Source organism: Flavobacterium sp. ACN2 (assembly GCF_002303885.1).
Classification (GTDB): Bacteria; Bacteroidota; Bacteroidia; order Flavobacteriales; family Flavobacteriaceae; genus Flavobacterium.
The window spans coordinates 106,309-127,236 of the sequence record NZ_MRCM01000016.1; the positions used below are offsets into that span (position 1 = coordinate 106,309).

General features: G+C 33.2%; 22 protein-coding genes. 12 read left to right on the forward strand and 10 right to left on the reverse strand.

Translation table 11 applies throughout. The features are described from left to right. The first annotated feature begins 57 nt into the window (after positions 1–57). Complete coding sequence (locus BSF41_RS18225) at positions 58–1,155, forward strand: glycosyltransferase family 4 protein (RefSeq protein WP_095930933.1); 1,098 nt, start codon at positions 58–60, stop codon at positions 1,153–1,155. Here BSF41_RS18225 and BSF41_RS18230 read toward each other — a convergent pair. After that, positions 1,152–1,937 carry a DUF5672 family protein gene (locus tag BSF41_RS18230; RefSeq protein WP_095930934.1) on the reverse strand — a complete coding sequence of 262 codons (786 nt, stop codon included), beginning with the start codon at positions 1,935–1,937 and terminating at the stop codon, positions 1,152–1,154. The genes BSF41_RS18225 and BSF41_RS18230 overlap by 4 nt on opposite strands. 174 nt (positions 1,938–2,111) lie before the next feature. On the opposite strand from BSF41_RS18230, the gene BSF41_RS18235 reads away from it, so the two are divergent. After that, entirely contained in the window at positions 2,112–2,672 is a 561-nt protein-coding gene (locus tag BSF41_RS18235) for an L-threonylcarbamoyladenylate synthase (RefSeq protein ID WP_095930935.1), read from the forward strand. 202 nt (positions 2,673–2,874) lie between these two features. On the opposite strand, the gene BSF41_RS18240 is transcribed toward BSF41_RS18235, so the two are convergent. Then, complete coding sequence (locus BSF41_RS18240; RefSeq protein WP_095930936.1) at positions 2,875–3,999, reverse strand: cysteine desulfurase family protein; 1,125 nt, start codon at positions 3,997–3,999, stop codon at positions 2,875–2,877. 87 nt (positions 4,000–4,086) lie between these two features. Here BSF41_RS18240 and BSF41_RS18245 point away from each other — a divergent pair, with 87 nt between their 5' ends. After that, complete coding sequence (locus BSF41_RS18245) at positions 4,087–5,085, forward strand: hypothetical protein (protein ID WP_095930937.1); 999 nt, start codon at positions 4,087–4,089, stop codon at positions 5,083–5,085. A gap of 139 nt (positions 5,086–5,224) precedes the next feature. Here the strand turns inward: BSF41_RS18245 and BSF41_RS18250 are convergent, their stop codons facing one another. Together BSF41_RS18250 and BSF41_RS23805 are read right to left on the reverse strand one after the other, a co-directional pair. Further along, the gene (locus BSF41_RS18250; protein ID WP_095930938.1) at positions 5,225–5,776 is read right to left on the reverse strand and encodes a Smr/MutS family protein; all 552 of its coding nucleotides are present in this window, start codon (positions 5,774–5,776) and stop codon (positions 5,225–5,227) included. Position 5,777: 1 nt separating this feature from the next. Beyond that, on the reverse strand, positions 5,778–5,951 hold the full coding sequence (locus tag BSF41_RS23805) for a hypothetical protein (protein WP_008462622.1): 174 nt from the start codon (positions 5,949–5,951) through the stop codon (positions 5,778–5,780). Positions 5,952–6,077: 126 nt separating this feature from the next. On the opposite strand from BSF41_RS23805, the gene BSF41_RS18255 reads away from it, so the two are divergent. Then, positions 6,078–6,344 (forward strand): DUF2752 domain-containing protein, encoded by a 267-nt coding sequence (locus BSF41_RS18255; protein WP_253251854.1) that lies wholly within the window; start codon positions 6,078–6,080, stop codon positions 6,342–6,344. Positions 6,345–6,511: 167 nt separating this feature from the next. Here the strand turns inward: BSF41_RS18255 and BSF41_RS18260 are convergent, their stop codons facing one another. After that, on the reverse strand, positions 6,512–7,213 hold the full coding sequence (locus BSF41_RS18260) for a DUF1003 domain-containing protein (protein ID WP_095930940.1): 702 nt from the start codon (positions 7,211–7,213) through the stop codon (positions 6,512–6,514). Positions 7,214–7,404: 191 nt separating this feature from the next. Here BSF41_RS18260 and epsC point away from each other — a divergent pair, with 191 nt between their 5' ends. The 3 genes from epsC (at position 7,405) to BSF41_RS18275 (ending at position 10,207) form a co-directional block, all read left to right on the forward strand. Continuing rightward, positions 7,405–8,196, forward strand: a complete 792-nt coding sequence (gene epsC / locus BSF41_RS18265) for a serine O-acetyltransferase EpsC (RefSeq protein WP_095930983.1) — start codon at positions 7,405–7,407, stop codon at positions 8,194–8,196. Position 8,197: 1 nt separating this feature from the next. Continuing rightward, positions 8,198–9,085, forward strand: coding sequence for a cysteine synthase CysM (gene cysM, locus BSF41_RS18270; RefSeq protein WP_095930941.1), 888 nt, complete (start codon positions 8,198–8,200; stop codon positions 9,083–9,085). Between the two features lie 135 nt (positions 9,086–9,220). After that, positions 9,221–10,207 (forward strand): aldo/keto reductase, encoded by a 987-nt coding sequence (locus tag BSF41_RS18275; RefSeq protein ID WP_095930942.1) that lies wholly within the window; start codon positions 9,221–9,223, stop codon positions 10,205–10,207. Positions 10,208–10,269: 62 nt separating this feature from the next. Here the strand turns inward: BSF41_RS18275 and BSF41_RS18280 are convergent, their stop codons facing one another. Continuing rightward, entirely contained in the window at positions 10,270–11,145 is an 876-nt protein-coding gene (locus BSF41_RS18280) for a sensor histidine kinase KdpD (protein WP_253251853.1), read from the reverse strand. Positions 11,146–11,475: 330 nt separating this feature from the next. On the opposite strand from BSF41_RS18280, the gene rlmD reads away from it, so the two are divergent. Genes rlmD through BSF41_RS18295 form a run of 3 tightly spaced genes read left to right on the forward strand, consistent with a single transcriptional unit; the run spans position 11,476 to position 14,249 of the window. Further along, positions 11,476–12,888: a 23S rRNA (uracil(1939)-C(5))-methyltransferase RlmD gene (gene rlmD / locus BSF41_RS18285; protein ID WP_095930944.1), complete on the forward strand. Its 1,413-nt coding sequence runs from the start codon at positions 11,476–11,478 to the stop codon at positions 12,886–12,888. A 7-nt stretch (positions 12,889–12,895) separates the two neighbouring features. Beyond that, entirely contained in the window at positions 12,896–13,432 is a 537-nt protein-coding gene (locus tag BSF41_RS18290; protein ID WP_095930945.1) for a DUF6452 family protein, read from the forward strand. Beyond that, positions 13,404–14,249, forward strand: a complete 846-nt coding sequence (locus BSF41_RS18295; RefSeq protein WP_095930946.1) for a DUF6048 family protein — start codon at positions 13,404–13,406, stop codon at positions 14,247–14,249. The genes BSF41_RS18290 and BSF41_RS18295 overlap by 29 nt, the downstream gene beginning before the upstream one ends. Before the next feature lie 144 nt (positions 14,250–14,393). Here BSF41_RS18295 and BSF41_RS18300 read toward each other — a convergent pair whose 3' ends face one another. The 3 genes from BSF41_RS18300 to BSF41_RS18310 all read right to left on the reverse strand — a co-directional run bounded on the left by BSF41_RS18300 (position 14,394) and on the right by BSF41_RS18310 (position 16,639). Beyond that, the gene (locus BSF41_RS18300; protein WP_095930947.1) at positions 14,394–15,086 is read right to left on the reverse strand and encodes an aspartate/glutamate racemase family protein; all 693 of its coding nucleotides are present in this window, start codon (positions 15,084–15,086) and stop codon (positions 14,394–14,396) included. 12 nt (positions 15,087–15,098) lie between these two features. Further along, positions 15,099–15,335 carry a hypothetical protein gene (locus BSF41_RS18305; protein WP_095930948.1) on the reverse strand — a complete coding sequence of 79 codons (237 nt, stop codon included), beginning with the start codon at positions 15,333–15,335 and terminating at the stop codon, positions 15,099–15,101. A gap of 146 nt (positions 15,336–15,481) precedes the next feature. Beyond that, positions 15,482–16,639 (reverse strand): class I SAM-dependent RNA methyltransferase, encoded by a 1,158-nt coding sequence (locus BSF41_RS18310; protein WP_095930949.1) that lies wholly within the window; start codon positions 16,637–16,639, stop codon positions 15,482–15,484. Between the two features lie 137 nt (positions 16,640–16,776). Between BSF41_RS18310 and BSF41_RS18315 the strand changes: the two genes are divergently transcribed. Both BSF41_RS18315 and BSF41_RS18320 read left to right on the forward strand, forming a co-directional pair. Further along, positions 16,777–17,541, forward strand: coding sequence for a bifunctional 2-polyprenyl-6-hydroxyphenol methylase/3-demethylubiquinol 3-O-methyltransferase UbiG (locus BSF41_RS18315; RefSeq protein WP_095930950.1), 765 nt, complete (start codon positions 16,777–16,779; stop codon positions 17,539–17,541). An 81-nt stretch (positions 17,542–17,622) separates the two neighbouring features. Then, the gene (locus BSF41_RS18320; RefSeq protein WP_095930951.1) at positions 17,623–18,291 is read left to right on the forward strand and encodes a ZIP family metal transporter; all 669 of its coding nucleotides are present in this window, start codon (positions 17,623–17,625) and stop codon (positions 18,289–18,291) included. Positions 18,292–18,536: 245 nt separating this feature from the next. On the opposite strand, the gene BSF41_RS18325 is transcribed toward BSF41_RS18320, so the two are convergent. Then, the gene (locus BSF41_RS18325) at positions 18,537–20,915 is read right to left on the reverse strand and encodes a TonB-dependent receptor domain-containing protein (RefSeq protein WP_095930952.1); all 2,379 of its coding nucleotides are present in this window, start codon (positions 20,913–20,915) and stop codon (positions 18,537–18,539) included. Between the last annotated feature and the right edge of the window lie 13 nt (positions 20,916–20,928).

Consider the following 20,928-nt stretch of genomic DNA (forward strand, 5'->3'; position numbering starts at 1 on the left):
AAGAATATTTTTACAAAAAGTAATCCTTTTCTCATATATTTGCAAAAATTTAAAGCAATGAAAATACTAAATGTTACCTCGATGATTGACTTTCGAGGTGGCGATTCGCAAATGTATACAATCTACAAGCTATTAGCTGATAAAATGGATCTAAAACAATACATTTTATGTCCAGATAAAGCTGTTTTAGCGGCTATCTGCAAAAATGACAATGCTAATTTTTTTACTTACCCAACAAACCGATTCAAATTATTCAGTCTGATTTTATCTATTATTAAAATCTGCAAAAAAGAATCGATAACCGTATTGCATATACATGATTCGTCTTCTTTGACTGCTGCGCTTATTGCTTTAAAATTTTTAAACAAATCAATTACCTTAATATTTAGCAGAAAAAGAAACAATAAAATTAAAGACAAATTTTTAAACAGGTATAAATATTCGCATCCTAGAATTCATAAAATTATATGCGTTTCTAAGGCTGTTGAAGCTATTTTTGAAAAAATTGTAGATCAAAACCGTCTTATAACAATTTATGACGCTATCGATGTTGAACAATTTGCTCAAAAGACAAATCAAAATCTGCTTCATAAAGAGTTTAATTTTGCACCAGAAACCAAAATAGTGGGAAATATAGCCGCTCTTACAAGTCAAAAAGACATACACACTTTTATTGACACAGCTAAACTAATTAAGCTAAAAACCAACACTTCTGACTCCATAAAATTTATTGTAATTGGAGACGGCCCTCTTAAAGAAGAGTTAGTAAATTATACTATTGAAAATAATTTAGAGCATGATTTATTCTTTACCGGATATCGAAATACTGCCGATTTACTTCCAGAATTTAATGTTTTTCTATTAACTTCTGTAACTGAAGGACTTCCATTGACTATCTATGAAGCTTTTGCCTGTAAAATTCCTGTGGTATGTACTAAAGCCGGCGGAACACCAGAGGTCATTACAAACGGTGAAACGGGATTTCTAGCCGATTTAAAAGATACCGAAACGTTATCCAATAGCGTACTTAAAATTATAAACAATCCAGCTTTACAGGAAAAAATAAAAACCAATGCCTTTCAGCTCGTTAGTCAAAATCATAATCTTAGCATAATGCAAAAAAACTATTATGATTTTTACAAAAGCTTAAATTAATATTGATCTAAAATTGGTTTCCAGAACTTATTCACTTTAGGTTTGTTAATGGCATGGCAGCCAAAAGGAAGTCTATTACCAGCTATTTTCATAGCAATTTCTGGTTTTCTATCAATGGCAAAAAGCACACCTTCTTTATAATCCGGAATTCTAAAATTTGAATCAAATTCGGGAGCTTTTAAAGACCAAAAAACGTCTTCTGTAGCATAAATTGGCTTTTTTTCTGATTTTAAAAAGTCTGATATAAATTGGCTTTTTTCTTTTGCAATAGCAAAATGCGAAGCCACTTTACGTAATGAAAATCCGCCATTACCTACTTTATAAAAAATCTGTTCACGCTCTTTTTTCTTAGCCGATCTGAAATTTTTAGTAATTGTGTTTAATATTTTCTTTCCAAAAGTATCTACAGGAGTTGCAATCCAGGGAGCACCAATATAATCGTAACCTTTCTGGCACCATTCTGTTAATTCATTTCTAAAAACGAATGCATCGAGCTGATAAATCAATATATATTCTGAATCTAAAAAAGGCTCGTAAAATTCAGGCAATAGCAAAAGCTCATTATAACCATCTATAGTAGCAAAATGATGTTTAGGAAAACTTTTGAAAGTTAAATTCCCATATTTTTCAGTCAAATAAGAACAATTTAATCCTTCTGGATGCGCAATTACAATTTCATAATCTTTTAAAATTTTGCAGCCTTGTAAAAATGATTTTTCTTCTAACTCTCCAAAATATTCCTTGTATACAGGAATAACTACTTTTGCTAATACTTTATTCATATGGTTTTTGGTTAAAGCAAAACTGCTTACGGCTTGGATTTTTTGCTATTTTGTATTCTAACTTTAAGTGCAAAAATAATCTTATAAATTACAAAAACTTAATTATTGCCAAGGAAATTTGATTTTTTTACCAAATAAAAAAATTAATTTTGCACTTTACATATTCCATTTATAATGAACGAAGAAATTATCAACGCATACGAAGTAATTAAGGAAGGCGGTATCATTTTATATCCAACAGATACGGTTTGGGGAATTGGCTGTGACGCTACAAACCCAGAAGCTGTTGCTAAAATCTACAAATTAAAACAGCGTGCAGAAACACAAAGCATGATTGTTTTAATGAATGGCGAAAAGATGCTGTACAATGTATTTAAAGAGATTCCTGAAGTTGCATGGCAAATCTGGGATTTATCGGAGAAACCAACTACTTTAATTCTTGATGATGCCAGAAACGTTGCTCCAAATATTATTGCTGAAGACAAATCGCTAGGGGTTAGATTGGTAAAAGAACCTTTCTGCTTCAAATTGATGGAGAGAATGAAAAAGCCTTTGGTTTCCACTTCTGCTAATATTTCTGGACAACCAACACCAATAGCTTTCAAGGACATTAGTCCAGAAATTATTAACGGTGTTGATTATGTTGTAAAATTAAACCAAGACAAAATAAACGGGAAATCATCAACCATAATCAAATTAACCAAAGATTCTCAGGTAAAAGTAATTCGCAAATAGTTTTTTGTTTCAAGTTTCAGGTTTCAGGTTTCAAAAACTTTGAGTGTAGTTTTTACCGCAAAGTACGCAAAGAAGCTTTTATTGAGAATCTAAATAGAATTTAAAAAGTTCGCAAAGCTTTATCAAAACAAGCTTTGCGAACTTTTTCATTTTAATGGCTCTAAAAAAACTTATAATCTCAGAACCTTAGTATCTTAGCAACTTATACCGTTTTCAAGCTCTCAATTAACCAATCGATATCTTCTTTGGTGTTGTAATGACTAAATGAAATTCGGAGATTTGGCAATTTTAAATCGGTTTCCGAAAGCATTTCGTTTAAAACGTGCGACGGTTTAATACTTCCAGATTGGCAAGCGCTTCCTCTAGAAACAGCAATTCCTTTCATATCTAAACTAAAAAGCAGCATCGGAGTTTTGTCTGATGAAAACGGCAGAATGATATTGATAATGTTATAGAAATCTTCTTTTTTTCCGTTAATTCTGAAATTTGGAAAATGAATTTCTAATTGTTCTATCAGATAATTTTTCAAACCTAAAATATAAAGCCTTTCTTCTTCTAATTTTTCATACGAAATAGACAAAGCTTTTGCCATACCAGCAATCTGATGCACGGCTTCGGTTCCTGCGCGAAGGCCTTTTTCTTGTTCTCCTCCAAAAAGCAAGGGTTGTAAACCAGAATTTTTTCGAATAAAAGCAAATCCAATACCTTTTGGACCGTGAAATTTATGTGCACTCGCCAAAATAAAATCAATAGGCGTTTTTTGCAGATCGATTTCCGTTTTCCCGACAGATTGAACTGTATCCGAATGGAACAAAGCGCTATACTGCTTGCAAATCAAACTTACACGATCTAAATCTAAAATTGTCCCCGTTTCGTTATTGACATGCATTAAACTAACCAAAGTCTTTTTTTCTTCGGCCAGTAAATTAGACAAATGCGTTAGGTCTAAACTACCGTCTGCATTTACACGAACATAATTAACTTGAATATTGTATTCTTCCTGAAGCGCCCAAACAGTATGCAAAACAGCATGATGTTCAATTTTTGAAGTAATGATTCTCTCCACCTTCAAATCTTCAACAGCAGAGCGCAAAATCCAGTTGTCGGCTTCCGTTCCGCCAGAGGTGAAAATTATTTCTTGAGCAGTGCAATTTAAGTGTTTTGCGATACTCTTTCTAGAAAGTTCTAATATGGTCTTACCGTTTCGACCAAAACTGTGTGTAGACGATGGGTTTCCGTAATCCTCAAGCATTATTTTTGTCATTTCCTGAATTACTTCAGGACGCATGGCAGTTGTTGAGGCATTATCTAGATATACTTTTTTCATTGCTGCAAAGTTAAGAAATATCAATTGTCAAATCTTAAATATCATTTGGCAATTTTTTCACTATTTTTGACCCAAATAATTTTTACGATGAAAAAATATGCTGCCCTCCTATTATTCGCTCTTTTTTTAAATGGATGCGATGATGGAGATTTAACTGTAGACGAAATAGATTTTGCTGATGTACAGCAATCGTCAGCCTGTGATCCGTTAACCAATACTTTAATTTATAAACTAAAATCTCAGGAAGCACTTTTGCTTCAATTGCCTGCAGGAGCAATTGTTAATGATCAAGGAACCTACACGTATACTATTGACGCAAATGGAAAAGGATCATACCGTGTCGTTTATAGAGCTTATGACGGAACTGTAGCAAAAGATAATATTTGTGGCGCAATACCTCCTACCACTCCAAAAGTAACTGAAGAATGGAATGGAGTCGAAGGTTTAATTGAAATCGTAACTACACAAACAGAAGTACCAAACACTAATAATGACGGAGGAAGTAGAATTACTGGATACGAGCATAGTATTGTTTTTAGAAATATAACATTTGCAAAACCAGCAGGAAACCAAACAGAAGCTGAATTTGTATTTGGAACATACAATACTACTGTAACACCTGCTGATTTAACTTTCAAAACTAATCCGAATGGTTCGGCTTATGAATGTGACAACAAAACTTACAATTACAACAATTCATTTTATTTATCGATTGAAGATATCGATCCTGCGCTACTTGTCAATGAAGTAACAGCTGGTAACCAACCACGTACAAGTTTAATAACAGCAACACAAAACAAAGTGTTTTACAGAACCGCATTGACAGAAACTGGATCTATTACACCAGCTTTTATTTGCGCTAAAGTACAACCAAGTTCTCCGGCAATCGATGAAACATGGACAGGCCAATTTGGTGTAGCAAACGTAAGTGGAATTATCGAAGTAACGACTACCGTATCACCTAATGCATTAGGTCAACTTTACACGCACACAATTGTGCTTAAAAATGTAATTTTATTAAAAGGCAAAAGTAGTTTTAAACTTGGAAGCAGCTTCGTTCTTGGAAAAATTGAACGACAAGGGTAACTAAAAGCCTATTTTTTACAAAAAATAATTCTTACAAAAAAACATCTGTTTTTTGTCCTGATTTAAGTATAAATCTTTTCAAAAAACAGACGTTTTTTTTATGCTTTGCAATTCATGTTTTCGCTTAAAAAAAGCGGTTTTATTTATTGTTTTGTTTTATATAAACTTCAGTTGCTCCAAGTCCGTATTTTTGATAATTGGCATCTTGGAAATCAATTCCGTCATAACGGCCTAATAAAAAATCAAGTTCTGCTTTCAAAATTCCTTCGCCCACACCATGAATAAAAACGATTTTCGGAATGCGATTTCTAATCGCAAATTCGACATGTCTTTTTGCCGTTTCGGTCTGTAATGTCAAAATATCATAGTTAGACATTCCGCGTTTATTTGGAACCAGTTTTTCGATATGCAAATCAAATTCTGGAACACCAACATCACGTTTATCTTTCTTTTCTTTAACAAAACTTCTCGGTTTTGGCTCTGTTTTCTCTTTTGAAACTTCATCTAAATCAATTCTTTTAATAGAATTCATTAAATTACTGGTTTCTTGTATTTTAATTAGTTCGTTGACTAAAAATGTCATCATGAATCCGTCCTCACTTTCAATTAAAACTTCATTGTTTTTAACCGAAATCACCGTTCCGTTTATGGCTTCATCAAGTACAGAAACCTTATCTCCTTTTGCCAGCATCCTACTCTTCTTTATCGTTATTTTTACTTGGTGTTTTTGCACTAAGTTGCATCATTCCGAACATGAAAACTACAATTGCAGCGATCATGATATAGATGTTTTTTTCTTCTGAAACTTGCTCATAAAGTGCAACCGAAATTGCAAGAATCATTATTATAATTTTAAAAGTTTTCATCCTTCCTGTATTTTAAGATTTCAAAAGTATAAAACTTTCAAGTACTTGTTCTATACCGTGCCAAACGTTTGTCATATTTTTTTAGTAAAATTGCAAAAAAGATTCACCATGAGCTTAGAGAAATATATGATTCCTTGCCTATTCAAAACATTCTTTGGTTATGACTGTTTAGGGTGTGGATTTCAGCGCTCTTTATTCTTACTTTTTCAAGGTAATTTTTCAGCCGCTTTTAAAATGTATCCGGCCATTTATACCTGCCTCTTACTCTTCCTTTTTATCGCGTTTCATTTCTTAGACAAGTCTAGAAATTACAAAAAAATCATTTGGAACATTGCCGTGGTAAATTTCATTTTTATGCTCGGCGGCTATTACTTCAAACACTTTTATTTTTAGATTTTAGATTTTAGATTTTAGATTTTAGATTTTAGATTTTAGATTTTAGATTTTAGATTTTAGATTTTAGATTTTAGATTTTAGATTTTAGATTTTAGATTTTCTAAAAAGTCGCTTCGCTCCTTTTGGAGTTTGGGATTTCAAAAAATTGGATTTTCAAGAATCTTTTATTTCTTAATCTGATCCAAAATATCGTTCATCATCTCGATTTGCACTTTCTGAATTTCGATTAATTCTTGCTGCTGATGCATAATTAAATGATCAATTTTATCATGAATTAATCTAATCTCCAATTCCGATTTCAGGTTGATCATAAAATCTTTTTTAGCGCGATTACGATCTTTTTCTTCCTGACGGTTTTGACTCATCATAATAACCGGCGCCTGCAAAGCGGCTACGCAAGAAAGTATTAAATTTAAAAGAATGAACGGATAGGGATCAAAACCTTTGTTTAGAAAAATATAAACATTTGAAGCAATCCAAATCGTAATGAAAACAACAAACGAAATAATAAAAGTCCAGCTCCCACCAAAATCAGCTACTTTATCGGCCACTTTTTGTCCTAAGTTTCTAGCTTCTTCCTCCTCTTCTACAATGCTTACAATCGATTTATCTTCTTTTAGTGAAGAAATGACATTTTTTTCCATTGCCGAAAGTGCTCCTATTTCGGTAGAGAGATAATTCGAAATGTATTTCTGGCGGTAGACATTCAATTCATTTATAGAAATGCAATCTTCAGCATTAAAATCGGGATATTCCTTTTTAATCAATCCCAAAATAGGATCATGAATTGCTCTTCCATAAATTTTCTCATTTTCATTAAAAGAGATCCCAGAAATTGCACTCGTAAATGTTGGCTTATTTTTCATTTTTAGTATATTTTGAAAGCTAATTTACGCAATTAACTTCTTAAGAATTGTATAAATAAGAACCGTTTAGAATTTGCTTTTTATCACAAATCAAACCTTTCAAAGTAAATTTCTTTCGTTAAATCGTGATTTTATTTCCAAAAAACGCCTTACTTTTAACGTTCCAAAATTATTCATTCATTTTTACCATTGTGACAAAAGACAATATCATACAAAATATAAGAGCTTTAAAGAGCCACTCACACATAAATTACGGTATTAAAACCAAAACAGAAGACTTTACAGAAAAGCTTTTTTACACGCTTTTTGATTCGAATGCAGCACTTGACGAAAGCATTGATGAACTAGAGTTTCGCTTTAAAGAAATTGCGGTTTTGGCTTGTAAAAAACCTCAAAATTTATGCGAATCTATCTGGGATCGCTTTTTGGAGAAGCTTCCTGGAGTTTTAGAAAAACTAAATCAAGATGCCGAATATATTCTTGAAAACGATCCTGCATCAAACAGCATTGATGAAGTCTACTTGGGGTACCCAGGCTTTTATGCCATCGCAATTTACAGACTTAGTCACGAATTATATCATTTAGATTTATTATTATTCTCTCGATTAATGAGCGAATACGCGCATAGAATTACAGGTACAGATATTCACGCTGGAGCTGATATTGCATCGCCGTTTTTTATTGATCACGCGACCGGTATTGTAATTGGTGAAACTACCGTTATCAAAAAACATGTAAAAATCTATCAAGGTGTTACGCTTGGTGCATTAAGCGTAAGCAAAGACATGAAAAATGCAAAAAGACATCCGACCGTTGAAGCCAATGTATGCATTTATGCCAATGCAACAATTCTGGGCGGAGAAACTGTAATTGGAAAAAACAGTGTTGTTGGAGGAAATGCATGGGTTACCAAATCTATTCCAGAAGATTCTATCGTTTTAAACACCACTACGACTGACGTTAAAATAAAAGAAAAAAAATAACATGAATTCACATAAATTATTAAACCTAATTGGCAATACTCCTTTGATGGAAACGGTCAATCTAGTTAAAAATAAAAATGTAAAACTTTTACTGAAACTAGAAGGAAATAATCCTGGAGGAAGCGTAAAAGATAGAGCGGCATACAATATGATTGCTGCAGCATTAGAAAGAGGCGATATCAAAAAAGGAGATAAATTAATTGAAGCAACCAGCGGAAACACTGGAATTGCGCTTGCTATGATTGCTCAGTTATTTGGCATTGAAATCGAACTGGTTTTACCCGAAGATTCTACCAAAGAACGTACTCAAACTATGCGTGCTTATGGCGCTACAGTTATTCTTACGCCTGCAAGCGAAGGAATTATTGGTTCTAGAGATTATGCCGATAAAAAAGTAGCACAAGGAGGCTATTTAATGCTGAACCAGTTTGCTAATGATGATAACTGGAAAGCGCATTACAAAACAACAGGGCCTGAAATTTGGAATGATACTGACGGAACGGTAACGCATTTCGTTTCGGCAATGGGAACAACAGGAACTATTATCGGGACTTCTACTTATTTGAAAGAAAAAAATCCAAACGTTCAGATTGTTGGCGCACAGCCAAGTGACGGTTCTCAGATCCCTGGAATCCGTAAATGGCCACAGGAATATCTTCCTAAAATATTTGATGCTTCTAAAGTCGATACAGTTGTAGATGTGAGCGAAGAAGAAGCACGAGAAATGACCAAAAGATTAGCGCTCGAAGAAGGTGTTTTTGCAGGAATGAGCAGCGGAGGTTCTGTTGCAGTTGCCTTAAAAATCGCAGAACAATTAGAATCTGGAGTTGTGGTTGCCGTTATCTGTGATCGCGGTGATCGTTATTTGTCTTCGGATTTATTTGACTAAAAAGATACTAAGTTGCTAAGGTTCTAAGATGCTAAGATTTGAATAACTGAAAAAACTTTGTATGTCAGAATCTCAGCAACTTTAGAAAAAAACTTAGAATCTCAGCAACTTAGAACCTTAGAATCTTAAAAAAAAATGAACTACAGAAAACTAGGAAAAACAAACTTTAATATCTCTGAAATTTCGCTTGGCACTTGGCAAGTTGGCGGAAAATGGGGATCGGGTTTTGATGATAAAACTGCCGATGAACTTTTGAATACTGCTATTGATAATGGCGTAAACTTTATTGACACGGCCGATGTTTACGAAAATGGATTAAGCGAAACTGCTGTTGGAAGAGTGGTTCGTTCTCGTTCTGAACGTATTTTTGTTGCCACAAAATGCGGACGCCAAATTAATCCGCATGTTAATGAAGGATATACGCCAAAAGTACTTCAAAAATTTGTTGAAGACAGTTTAAAAAGAACGGGATTAGAAACACTTGACTTAATTCAACTGCATTGTCCGCCGACTGAAGTTTACTATCGTCCAGAAATATTTGAACTTTTTGATAGACTAAAAGAACAAGGGAAAATTCTTAATCTCGGTGTAAGCGTTGAAAAAGTCGAAGAAGCTTTAAAAGCCATTGAATACTCAAACGTAACAACGGTTCAGATTATCTTCAATTTGTTTCGTCAGCGACCTTCTGAATTGTTTTTCACGGAAGCTAAAAAGAAAGATATCGGAATTATTGCCAGAGTTCCATTAGCAAGCGGACTTTTAACAGGTAAATTTGATGCAAAGACAACTTTTGACCCTCAAGACCACCGAAATTTTAATCGTAACGGAGAAGCGTTTGATAAAGGCGAAACTTTTTCTGGAATTGATTATGAATTAGGATTAAAAGCTGTTGAAGAATTAAAATCTCTATTTCCAGAATCAAAAAATCTAGCCGCAATAGCCTTACAATGGATTTTGAGTTTTAATGAAGTAAGCTGTATTATTCCTGGAGCATCCAAAACAGAACATGTTTTATCAAATTTATCGGTTTATGACACTCCAAAATTAACTTCAGAGCAGATTTCAGCAATGAACAAAATCTATAATGATCTTATCAAACCTTCTGTTCATCAGCTTTGGTAAATCTTTACTATTAAAATAAAAAGGCTGTCAAGAATAAAATCTTACAGCCTTTTTTTTAGAGTCTAAACGTCGAATTCTATCTTAAATTCTGCACCTTTATTTTTTCCTTCGCTAGATGCGGTCAATCGACCTTTGTTTCTTTCTATGATTTTTTTGCACAAATACAGTCCGATTCCTGTCGAACCTTCGTTTGCGGTTCCTAGACGGCTCATTTTGGTGAATTTTTTAAATAATTCTTCAATCTGATTTCGATCAAAACCCATTCCGTAATCTTTTACCGTAATAATCAATTTTGAATCTGCAGAAAAAATTCTGACTTTAATTTCGCTATCAAAATAAGAGAACTTAACGGCGTTGCTTATTAGATTTACCAACACTTGAACCAGAAGCCCCTCGTCTATTTTCAGTTTTGCTTCATTACATTCCAAAACCAAATCCATTTTTATATTTTTATCCAACAAACGCTGTTCAACTTGTTCGTTAATGAAGGGAACGATATTCGAAAACAAAACTGTCTTAACTTCTGGGTTTACTTTTACAACATCGTCTTGTTCTTTTAGCAATTTGATAAAATTTTCAATGTATCTAAATTGCAGTTCAGTCGATTCGCAAATTAGCTCGGCCATATTTTTAACCGATTCTGATGGTTCCTCGCTTATAATAAGCTTCGCTAAACCTTGCGGATTTCCTGCAAAATTTTTCAAATCATGCGAAAGCATATAAACCAAATCCTGTTTTTCGTTTATAAAATTCTCTGCTTCGTTAATAGATTCCTGTATGTTACACAAAAGCAGACCTGCTTCGTCTGTATAATCTGTTGGCAAAGCAGCTATTTTTCTTGAATCTCTATAGTCATCTAATGCTTTTGAGGCTATAGCGATTGGCTTTATCACTTTATTTAAAACTAAAAGCGTTATTGCCGTTGCCAGCAATGTCATAATTAAAGAAAAAATAAGAATAGAAGCTGATGATACTTCATGCTCAAAAAATAGAACAAAAAACAAGATTCCGATTAAGGGAATATGGATACCGATAAAAGCAACAAATAAAAATTTAAAAGCATAACTTTTTTTAAGAAAGCTGATTTTTGAAAGTTTGTGATACAACTTCATAAAAAGATAAAAATAGCAGGTTAATATGTAATTTTATTGGGATTATTACGAAAACAAAATTAGCTTTTATCCCCAATTAAACTAATATTTTGAAGAATTTCTAAATTTTTTCTAAAATTAAATTTGTAAAAGTTTTCAAAGGCTTATTTTTGCGCTATGGGAAGAAAAAATACAGACAAAATTGTCTTTCATCAAATTCAAGTTCTTGATGCTGGTGCAAAAGGGGTTTCAGTAGCCAAAGCACCTGACGGAAAAGTTATCTTTATTCCGAATGTGGTACCTGGAGATGTTGTAGACGTACAGACACTAAAAAAAAGAAAAGCGTATTACGAAGGTAAAGCGGTAAAATTTCACGAATTATCTGAATATAGAGTTGAGCCAATATGCGAACATTTTGGTGTATGTGGAGGTTGCAAATGGCAAAATATGAAATACAGCCAGCAACTTGCATTTAAACAAAATGAGGTTAAAAATCACTTACAAAGAATAGGAAAAATCGAACTTCCAGAATTTGAAGATATTTTAGGTTCTGAGAAACAGTTTTTCTACAGAAATAAAATGGAATTTTCTTTTTCTAACAGCCGTTGGTTAACTGAAAAAGAAATTGGAAGCACTGAAGATTTAGGGAACAGAAACGCTTTAGGTTTTCATATTCCTAAAATGTGGGATAAGATCTTAGACATCAAAAAATGTCATTTACAAGAAGATCCTTCAAATGCCATTCGTAACGAAATTAGAGCTTTTGCAAACGAACATAATTTAGCTTTTTTTAATCCGAGAGAACATTCTGGATTATTAAGAACGGTTATGATTCGTACGGTTTCTACTGGAGAAATCATGGTTTTGATTCAGTTTTTTGAAGAAGACAAAGAAAACCGAGAATTAATTCTTGACCATTTATACGAGAAATTCCCTCAAATTACTTCATTACAATATGTTGTAAACGGAAAACCAAACGATACAATTTACGATCAGGATGTAATCCTTTACAAAGGAAGAAACTACATTTTGGAAGAAATGGAAGGTTTAAAATTTAGCATTAATGCTAAATCGTTCTACCAAACCAACTCTGATCAAGCTTACGAATTGTATAAAATAACAAGAGATTTTGCTGGACTTACAGGAAATGAAGTAGTTTATGACTTATATACAGGAACTGGAACCATTGCACAGTTCGTTTCTAAAAAAGCAAAAAAAGTAATTGGAGTAGAAAGTGTTCCTGAAGCTATTATTGATGCTAAAGCCAATGCAGAACGCAATAATATTACAAATTGCGAGTTTTTTGTTGGTGACATGAAGGTAGTCTTTAATGAAGCTTTTATTGCACAGCACGGAAAACCAGACGTTATTATTACAGACCCGCCTCGTGACGGAATGCATAAAGATGTTGTAGAGCAAATTTTAAAAATTGCTCCTAAAAAAGTGGTTTATGTAAGCTGTAATTCTGCAACTCAAGCGCGTGATCTAGCTTTAATGGATGAAAAATACAAAGTAACTCGTGTGCGCCCTGTAGATATGTTTCCGCAGACACATCATGTTGAAAATGTTGTACTTTTAGAACTTCGATAAAAAATACATGAAAAAATTAATCTCTCTTTTACTGCTCTTCACTTTCGGCTTATCTAGCTGCGAGAAAGATGATATCTGCGATGCCAATACACCAACTACACCAAGATTGGTTATGACATTTTATGATATTTCTAGTCCGACGAAAACAAAAAATGTTACCAACTTAAAAGTTATTGGTGACGGAATGGAAGAAGGGATTGTTTTTAATGAAAGTCTCGCAGAAGATGATTCATTGAGATATGTAACCAGCGGAAGTACTGTATCAATTCCGTTAAAGGTAAATGACACTACAGCAACCTTTAAGTTTATTTACAGCTCTTTAAGCACCACAGCTATCAATACTGATGTTATTAAATTTAACTATAACACACAAAATGTATACGTTTCGAGAGCTTGTGGCTTTAAAACTATTTTTCAGCTAAAAAACATTCTGCCTTTTGTACATACTGATCCAGACGGAGATACGTTTTGGATGACCGAAGTTGATTTAGAAAACCCTAACATTGAATCTGAAAATGAAACACACATTAAAGTTTATTTCTAGTCTTTCATTATTGTTTTCAATGTTTTTAGGTTATGCGCAGGATGTTCCTGAGATTTCTAAAAATTTGAAGGACACAATAGCGACTAAAAAGCCAAAAACAGAAACTGTAAAAACGGCAAAACCAGAAATTCAGGAAGCTCAAGCTCCAATAGATAGCGTTATAAAAACAGACCGTTACGGACTTCGTGTTGGTGTTGATTTGTACAAACTTACTCGTGGCCTTTATGACAAAGATTATAAAGGAGTAGAATTTGTTGGAGACTGGCGATTAACCAAAAAGTATTTCTTAGCGGCAGAATTAGGCTACGAAGATAAAACTACAGAAGATGACCGTTTGACTTCTTCTGCTAACGGAACTTATATAAAAGCAGGTTTTGACTATAATTTTTATCAAAACTGGCTTGATATGGAAAACCTTATCACGATAGGAATGCGTGGCGGATTTAGTAGTTTTGCGCAAGAATTGCATAGCTATAAGATCTATAACCCGAATCCGTATTGGGGAGAACTACCTCCAATAGCAACAGACAATAAATATAGCGGACTTACCGCTACTTGGATTGAAGTTGCATTAGGACTAAAAGCCCAAGTTGTGAAAAATGTATTTGTTGGTTTCGGTGTTCAGCTTAAACTTCTGACTTCTAATAAAGAACCAAATAATTTCGAAAACCTTTATATTCCAGGTTTTAACAGAACTTATGACGGAAGTTTTGGAATTGGTTTCAACTACACAGTTTCCTACTTTATTCCGATTTATAAGAAAAAAACAATGGCATCTGAAACAGTAAAAAAAGAAGAGCCTAAGAAGAAAAAATAGTTTTTTTTTAAGGTTCTAAGATGCTAAGACTCTAAGATACTAAGTTTAAAAAAAAGCGGTAAATTCAAGTTGAATTTACCGCTTTTTTATGTTGTTAAGATTAAAAACTTAGAACCTTAGTATCTCAGAATCTTAGCATCTTTTTTAAGTTAACTGAAAATTAATCGCTGCTTGTGTATGTATTAAAGTTGTATCAAAAATAGGGACACTTAAATCTCCTTCTTTTATTACTAGCGGAATTTCGGTGCATCCTAAAATAATTCCTTCTGCTCCATTTTTGATTAATTCATTTGCAATTTCAAGATAACGCTTTTTCGTTTCTTCAGTTGCAATTCCCCTTCCCAATTCTTCGAAGATGGTGTAATGAATAAAATCTTTGTCAGCTTCTCTTATTGGTATTATTGCTTCAATTCCTTTTTCAGCAAGTTTATCTTTAAAGAAATCCAATTCCATTGTGAATTTTGTTCCCAGTAAACCTACTTTTTTCAAGTCTTTTTTCTGAATTTCAACCGCTGTTTCTTCGGCAATATGAATAAGTGGAAGTCCAATAGCTTGCTGCAGTTTCTCTGCAATTAAATGCATCGTATTGGCACATAAAACAATAGCTTCTGCCCCGCCCGATTTTAAAACTTCTGCCGCTTTTAAAAGCATATTAAAAGTAGAATCCCAGTCGTTGGCATCGTTATTCTTTTTAATGTCGGCATAATTAAAAGAGTAGATTAGACATTCAGAGAAATTTAGTCCGCCGAGTTTTTCATTAATTCCTTTATTAATTAAAGTATAATAATCAGATGTAGAAACCCAGCTGATTCCGCCAATAAGTCCAATTTTCCTCATATTTTTTTCAAATTATCCAATTTCTTTAATCCCTTTTATAAAAAGCCATTTCATAAAAAGCTTTTCACCGTCTTTAGTTCTTACCGCTTGAAATTTAGGTCCAATAATAGTTCCAATTACAAATGCCGTCATCGGAATCCAGATTCCAGTTAATCCCGTGTAAGCCGCAATCAAATATCTAAATAAAAGAAATAAAATTGCAAAAGCAGCCAATTGGTATAAAAAAGCGCGTAGTTGTAGTTTTGACATTTTTTTTGAGTTGGTAAGATTCTGAGATACTAAGATGCTAAGTTTCTTTTCCTTGCAGCTTATATTTTTTAGAACCTTAATATTTATTTTAAATTATTCTTTTTCCCATTTTACTAAAACTCTTAGTATCTTAGAATCTTAGAGACTTAGACCTGAAATTTCGTTCTCTTACTTCCTTCGTACATTTCGTATTTTACCAAACGTGCTTCAAGGCTTCCGTTAAAAAGTTTGATTTTTCTGGAAGGTTTTAATCCGACGAATTTTAAAGCTTCAAGGTTGGCTGTAATAAACCAAGCGTTTGTTCCCGGATAATTTTTCTTTAAAGTATCTCCAATGCTGGCGTAGAATTTTTCCATATGAATATCTAAACGCTCATCGTAAGGCGGATTGAAAACAATATGCAGTTTACCTTCTGTTTCTTTTTCTGTATCAAAAAAGTTCTCTTCGTAAATTTTAATGTAATCTTCTAAATTAGCATTTCTAATATTGTCTTTAGCTTTGCTTACAGCACTTGGCGCTTTATCAAAACCTTTAATTGTATAATGAAACTCTCTAGTTTTTTTCATTAAACTGTCAACAATCATATCAAACAAATCATTGTCCCAATCTTTCCATTTTTCAAAAGCAAACTCTTTTCTGTTAATGTTTGCTGGAATATTGCAGGCAATCATAGCTGCTTCTGCCAAAAAAGTTCCAGAACCGCACATAGGATCCAAGAAATCACTTTGTCCATCCCAACCAGACAATAAAAGAATTCCAGCTGCCAAAACCTCATTAATAGGCGCAATATTCGTAGCCGTTCTGTAACCACGCTGATGAAGTGAAGCTCCGGAAGTATCTAAAGAAACAGAAACCTGATCTTTGTCAATATGAATATTAATACGCAAATCTGGATACTGTTTATCAATACTTGGACGCTGTCCCGTTCTTTCTCTAAACTGATCTACGATCGCATCTTTACATTTCTGAGAAATAAATTCAGAATGATTGAAATAAGTCGAATGCACCGTGCTATCAATCACAAAAGTCTGATTCGCATTTAAGTATTTAGACCAGTTTATCCCCAAAATTCCTTTGTACAAAGCCTGTTCATTATTAGCTCTAAAAGAATAAATTGGTTTTAAAACTTTAAGCGCAGTACGCAAAGACAAATTGGCTTTGTACATAAAACCTTTGTCTCCTTTAAAGCTTACCATCCTCACACCTTTTTCAACATCTTGAGCGCCAAGTGTGCGTAATTCTTTTTCTAATATTTCTTCAAAGCCAAAAAAACATTTGGCAATCATTTTAAAATTTTCTTCCATTTCTTTTTCAATTAAAAAAAGCTAATCGCTATAACATTTTATTATACTGTTATAAATAGGTATCGAAGCGAAATAGTTATTTTTCGGCAAAAATACACTAAATTTGCCGGACTTTTGAATTAATTGAAATAGAATAAATGTCTGTAAAACATAACGCACCAATCCAAAATCAAGAAGACGACAATCAAAACTGGTATTCTTCGTGGTTTGACACGCCATATTATCATATTCTTTACAAGGATCGTAATTATCGTGAAGCTCAGGTTTTCATGGACAATTTAACGCATTATCTTAACTTGCCCGAGAAAGCCAAAGTATTGGATTTAGCGTGCGGAAAAGGCCGTCATTCTATTTATTTAAATCAATTAGGCTACGATGTTTTAGGCGCAGATTTGTCTGAAAACAGCATCGCCGAAGCTAGTAAAAACAGTAATGAAACCCTTCATTTTAAAGTGCACGACATGCGCGAGCCTTTTGAAGAAAAGTTTGATGCTATTTTCAATCTTTTTACCAGTTTTGGCTATTTTGAAAGCGACGAAGACAATCTGACCACTTTAAAAGCAATTAAAGAAAGCTTATCAGAATACGGTTTTGCTGTGATCGATTTCATGAATGTACCCAACGTTATTGAAAATCTTGTTCCCGAAGAAGTAAAAACAGTTGACGAAATAGATTTTCACATCAAAAGATACGTTGAAGACGGACATATTTTTAAAGAAATTGATTTTGAAGACCAAGGCAGAAAATATCATTTTACAGAAAAAGTAAAAGCACTAACTTTGAAAGACTTTCAGGATTTAATGGACGAGGCTGGAATTTTTCTTTTAGACATTTTTGGAGACTACAAACTCAAAAAGTTCCATAAAACCGAAAGCGAAAGATTAATCATGATTTTTAAGTAAATTAGTTAATCGTTTATTTGTTGAACCGTTTAATCGGTAAGCAAAAAACGATTAAACAAATCAACGGTTAAACAAATACAAATGAACTATTTATTACCCTTATTTTCTGTACTTTTAGGATATGGCGTGGCTTTATTTATAAAACCAGAAAACAAAAATAATTTAAAATTACTACTCGCATTTAGCGGTTCTTTTTTATTATCGTTAACCGTAATGCATCTTCTTCCAGATGTTTACGAATCGCACAATCATAATATCGGAATCTTTATAATGGTCGGAATTTTATTCCAGATCGTACTTGAATTTTTCTCAAAAGGTGCCGAACATGGACACGTTCACGGACACGCAAAAATGTCTCAAATTCCATGGCTTTTATTTATCAGCCTTTGCATTCACGCCTTTTTAGAAGGATTTCCTGTAAGCCACCATCATGGTTTAGCAGTAGGAATTGCCATTCATCATCTGCCAATTGCGGTTATCTTAACCACATTTTTCATCAATGCAGATTTAAACAAAAAAGCCATTTTTGCCTTCATGCTGACCTTTGCCATCATGACCCCACTCGGAACTGTAGCTTCAGAATATTTGCCCTTCTTAAGTAAATATTACACCGAAATAACAGCAATCGTAATAGGTATTTTATTCCACATTTCCTCAACCATCATTTTTGAAAGCAGCGAAGGACACAAATTCAACATTGCCAAAGTTTCTATGATCGTTCTAGGAATTTTATTGGCATTCTTTTTATAATCTGGGCGTGCCCAAATTTCCAAAAGGCGCAATTTAACAAACCGCTTATGTGCGCCTTTCGCAAATTCGGTCGAGCTATCCGCATTACTTCGGTAATTTGCTCCTATCCCTCACGCAAGAAAAAGTTTCAAGTTTCAAGTTTCAGGTTTCAAGTTTTACTCTCGCGTGTCAGGCTGAGCGGAGTCGAAGCCCAGTGAAAAATTATCTAATTATCAAATTGACTAATTATCTAATTCCTTAATTCCTTAATTCCCCACCCTCTTCTTCTCGTCCTGATTTCCGAAAGCACGTTCTTTCACATTAATCTTTTTATTTCCGAAATTGTAAACCAAAGACAAACGCACAAAACGATTACTTTCATTTTGGCTATAAACCTGTTTTACGCCATTTACAACCGAAGTGAAATCTTTCAAATAAGAAGTATTAAAAATATCATTGGCCAAAAATGCAATCTGAAGCGTTTTATTCAACAAATCCTGTTTAAAACCAATATCAAAACTCGATGCATAACCAATCTCATACAAACCACTTTTAAAAGGTGAACTATAATTAAAATCAATTTGAAGTTTACTGCTTTTCCCTAGTATAAAAGTATTATTCGTCGTAAAATCAATCTGTAAACTATTTGATGGCGTTGCATTAATATCTTTTACAAACTCCGTCTTAGCGCCTAAAAAGTACAAAGTATTTTCACTCTGCCACCAATCTGCAAAACTTGCAGAATAACTTTCTCCCAAACCGTAATTCAAACCTTTATAATAGTTCTCGCGGGTTACAATCTGCGTATTCGTTTCTGGGTTTGAAGTAAAAACAACTCCATATCCATTTGTAATCGCATTTACAAAAATGCTTGTTCTTAAAACCTCTTTATAAGAATGCGCCAATTCAAAATTATCACTAAATGAAGGCTTTAAAAACGGATTTCCTTCAGAATAACTGTTACTATTAATATAAACTCTAAACGGATTCAGTAAATCAAAACGTGGTCGGTTGATTCTTTTTCCATAATTCAGACTAAAAGTATTGTTCTCATTTTTCTTGTACGAAGCATAAAAAGTTGGAAACAACTTCAAATAATCATTTACATTTTCCTGATTCATGGTTTCAGAGAATCCGCTTGTTTGTGTGTTCTCCAATCGTAAACCCATTTGCAGATTCCATTTTTCATTTAGCTTTTTATCTCCATTAATATAAAACGCCTGATTATTTTCAGTGTATTTAAATTGGTTTGACTGACTAGGATCTAATTCTGGAGTTCCAGTTATAGTATTGTAAAAAACCACATCGCTTATGCTGTTTGTAAAACTCATTTTCGCACCATAAGACAAATTAAAAGTTTCAAACGGATGTTCCATATCTGCCTTAAAACTCCAGTTATCAATATCTTGATTGGAAATATTTCTTCCCGCCTGATTGACATCAATAAATTCCATATCTGGATTATAATTGTTCGCTATAAAATCTCTATCAAATTTTGAGCTGTAATTGAAATAATCCACATCAAAAGATAATTTCTTTTTTGAATCAAATTTAGTGATCAAATGCGCATTATAAGTCTGATTTTTAGAACCTTTATCTGTAAAACTTTTATTCAATGTAACCTGCTGCAACTCGTTTTGCGTATTGTACTTTTCAATTCTAATATCCGATCCAAAATCAGGATTATTTCTGTCATTCATAAACTGAAAACCAATTGTTGTACGTTCAGACACATCATAATCTAATGCCAATTTTCCTGAAAAATTCTCATTTTTAACTTTTGTATCGGCATCCATTGTAGAAAGTCCATTTGGAAAATACATATCTAAATTCTCTATAGCATTTTTATAACCAGTTTTACCATTCACGCTTGCCGAAAATCTAAACTTATTTTTGCTATAGAAGAAATTATCTCTCAAAGTGTAAATTCCATATTTATTCTGGTCGTAAGAAACTGTAATCGAATTTTTCCACGAATCGCGAACTCCCTTTTTCATAATAATATTAATCAGCCCTCCAGTTCCATCTGCTTCATATTTTGCGGGCGGATTGCTTATAACTTCAATGTTTTTAATATCTGCTGCCGAAATTGATTTCAAGAAATTGTTCAGTTCTTCGCCAGTCAATTCAATTAAACGTCCATCGATCATGACGCGCGAAGTTCCCTTTCCTAAAATGGTTATCACATCATTTTTCACTACAACTCCAGGCGCAGTATTAATTGCGCTTAAAGCGTCTCCTCCAACATTTGTGACATTGTTTTCTAGGTTATAAACCAAACGATCTGTTTTCTGCTCAATAGTTTTCTTTTTAGACTGAACCACAACTTCAACTAATTTGGTTTCGGTTTCTTTTAGAATTATAGTTCCTAAATCGGTGTTTTTTTCTAGTAAAATTTCTTTTTCATAATCGGCAAAACCCAAAAGACTGATTTCAATTTTATAAGAACCATTTTTAAGGCTGATATCAAAAGAACCATCTTCTTTAGTTGTAGTTCCATCAATAATTTTCCCTTCTTTATTTAATATTGAAATTTCAGCCCATTCTAAAGATTTGGTTTCACTAGCGACTCTTCCTTTTAGTGTTAATTGTGCTAAACAAAATAAAGGCAATAGTAAAAAGACTAGGAGATTTAATTTTTTCATGATTTCTAATTTT

What these genes read in the sequence shown, in the direction of transcription:
- BSF41_RS18275 (WP_095930942.1), top strand. Translation starts at nt 9,221, where the DNA reads ATGAACTACAGAAAACTAGGAAAAACAAACTTTAATATCTCTGAAATT.
- BSF41_RS18230 (WP_095930934.1), bottom strand. Translation starts at nt 1,937, where the DNA reads ATGAATAAAGTATTAGCAAAAGTAGTTATTCCTGTATACAAGGAATAT.
- BSF41_RS18260 (WP_095930940.1), bottom strand. Translation starts at nt 7,213, where the DNA reads ATGAAAAATAAGCCAACATTTACGAGTGCAATTTCTGGGATCTCTTTT.
- BSF41_RS18310 (WP_095930949.1), bottom strand. Translation starts at nt 16,639, where the DNA reads ATGGAAGAAAATTTTAAAATGATTGCCAAATGTTTTTTTGGCTTTGAA.
- rlmD (WP_095930944.1), top strand. Translation starts at nt 11,476, where the DNA reads ATGGGAAGAAAAAATACAGACAAAATTGTCTTTCATCAAATTCAAGTT.
- BSF41_RS18245 (WP_095930937.1), top strand. Translation starts at nt 4,087, where the DNA reads ATGAAAAAATATGCTGCCCTCCTATTATTCGCTCTTTTTTTAAATGGA.
- BSF41_RS18300 (WP_095930947.1), bottom strand. Translation starts at nt 15,086, where the DNA reads ATGAGGAAAATTGGACTTATTGGCGGAATCAGCTGGGTTTCTACATCT.
- BSF41_RS23805 (WP_008462622.1), bottom strand. Translation starts at nt 5,951, where the DNA reads ATGAAAACTTTTAAAATTATAATAATGATTCTTGCAATTTCGGTTGCA.
- cysM (WP_095930941.1), top strand. Translation starts at nt 8,198, where the DNA reads ATGAATTCACATAAATTATTAAACCTAATTGGCAATACTCCTTTGATG.
- BSF41_RS18325 (WP_095930952.1), bottom strand. Translation starts at nt 20,915, where the DNA reads ATGAAAAAATTAAATCTCCTAGTCTTTTTACTATTGCCTTTATTTTGT.
- BSF41_RS18290 (WP_095930945.1), top strand. Translation starts at nt 12,896, where the DNA reads ATGAAAAAATTAATCTCTCTTTTACTGCTCTTCACTTTCGGCTTATCT.
- BSF41_RS18240 (WP_095930936.1), bottom strand. Translation starts at nt 3,999, where the DNA reads ATGAAAAAAGTATATCTAGATAATGCCTCAACAACTGCCATGCGTCCT.
- BSF41_RS18280 (WP_253251853.1), bottom strand. Translation starts at nt 11,145, where the DNA reads ATGACATTGCTGGCAACGGCAATAACGCTTTTAGTTTTAAATAAAGTG.
- BSF41_RS18305 (WP_095930948.1), bottom strand. Translation starts at nt 15,335, where the DNA reads ATGTCAAAACTACAACTACGCGCTTTTTTATACCAATTGGCTGCTTTT.
- BSF41_RS18295 (WP_095930946.1), top strand. Translation starts at nt 13,404, where the DNA reads ATGAAACACACATTAAAGTTTATTTCTAGTCTTTCATTATTGTTTTCA.
- BSF41_RS18235 (WP_095930935.1), top strand. Translation starts at nt 2,112, where the DNA reads ATGAACGAAGAAATTATCAACGCATACGAAGTAATTAAGGAAGGCGGT.
- BSF41_RS18315 (WP_095930950.1), top strand. Translation starts at nt 16,777, where the DNA reads ATGTCTGTAAAACATAACGCACCAATCCAAAATCAAGAAGACGACAAT.
- BSF41_RS18320 (WP_095930951.1), top strand. Translation starts at nt 17,623, where the DNA reads ATGAACTATTTATTACCCTTATTTTCTGTACTTTTAGGATATGGCGTG.
- BSF41_RS18250 (WP_095930938.1), bottom strand. Translation starts at nt 5,776, where the DNA reads ATGCTGGCAAAAGGAGATAAGGTTTCTGTACTTGATGAAGCCATAAAC.
- BSF41_RS18255 (WP_253251854.1), top strand. Translation starts at nt 6,078, where the DNA reads ATGATTCCTTGCCTATTCAAAACATTCTTTGGTTATGACTGTTTAGGG.
- BSF41_RS18225 (WP_095930933.1), top strand. Translation starts at nt 58, where the DNA reads ATGAAAATACTAAATGTTACCTCGATGATTGACTTTCGAGGTGGCGAT.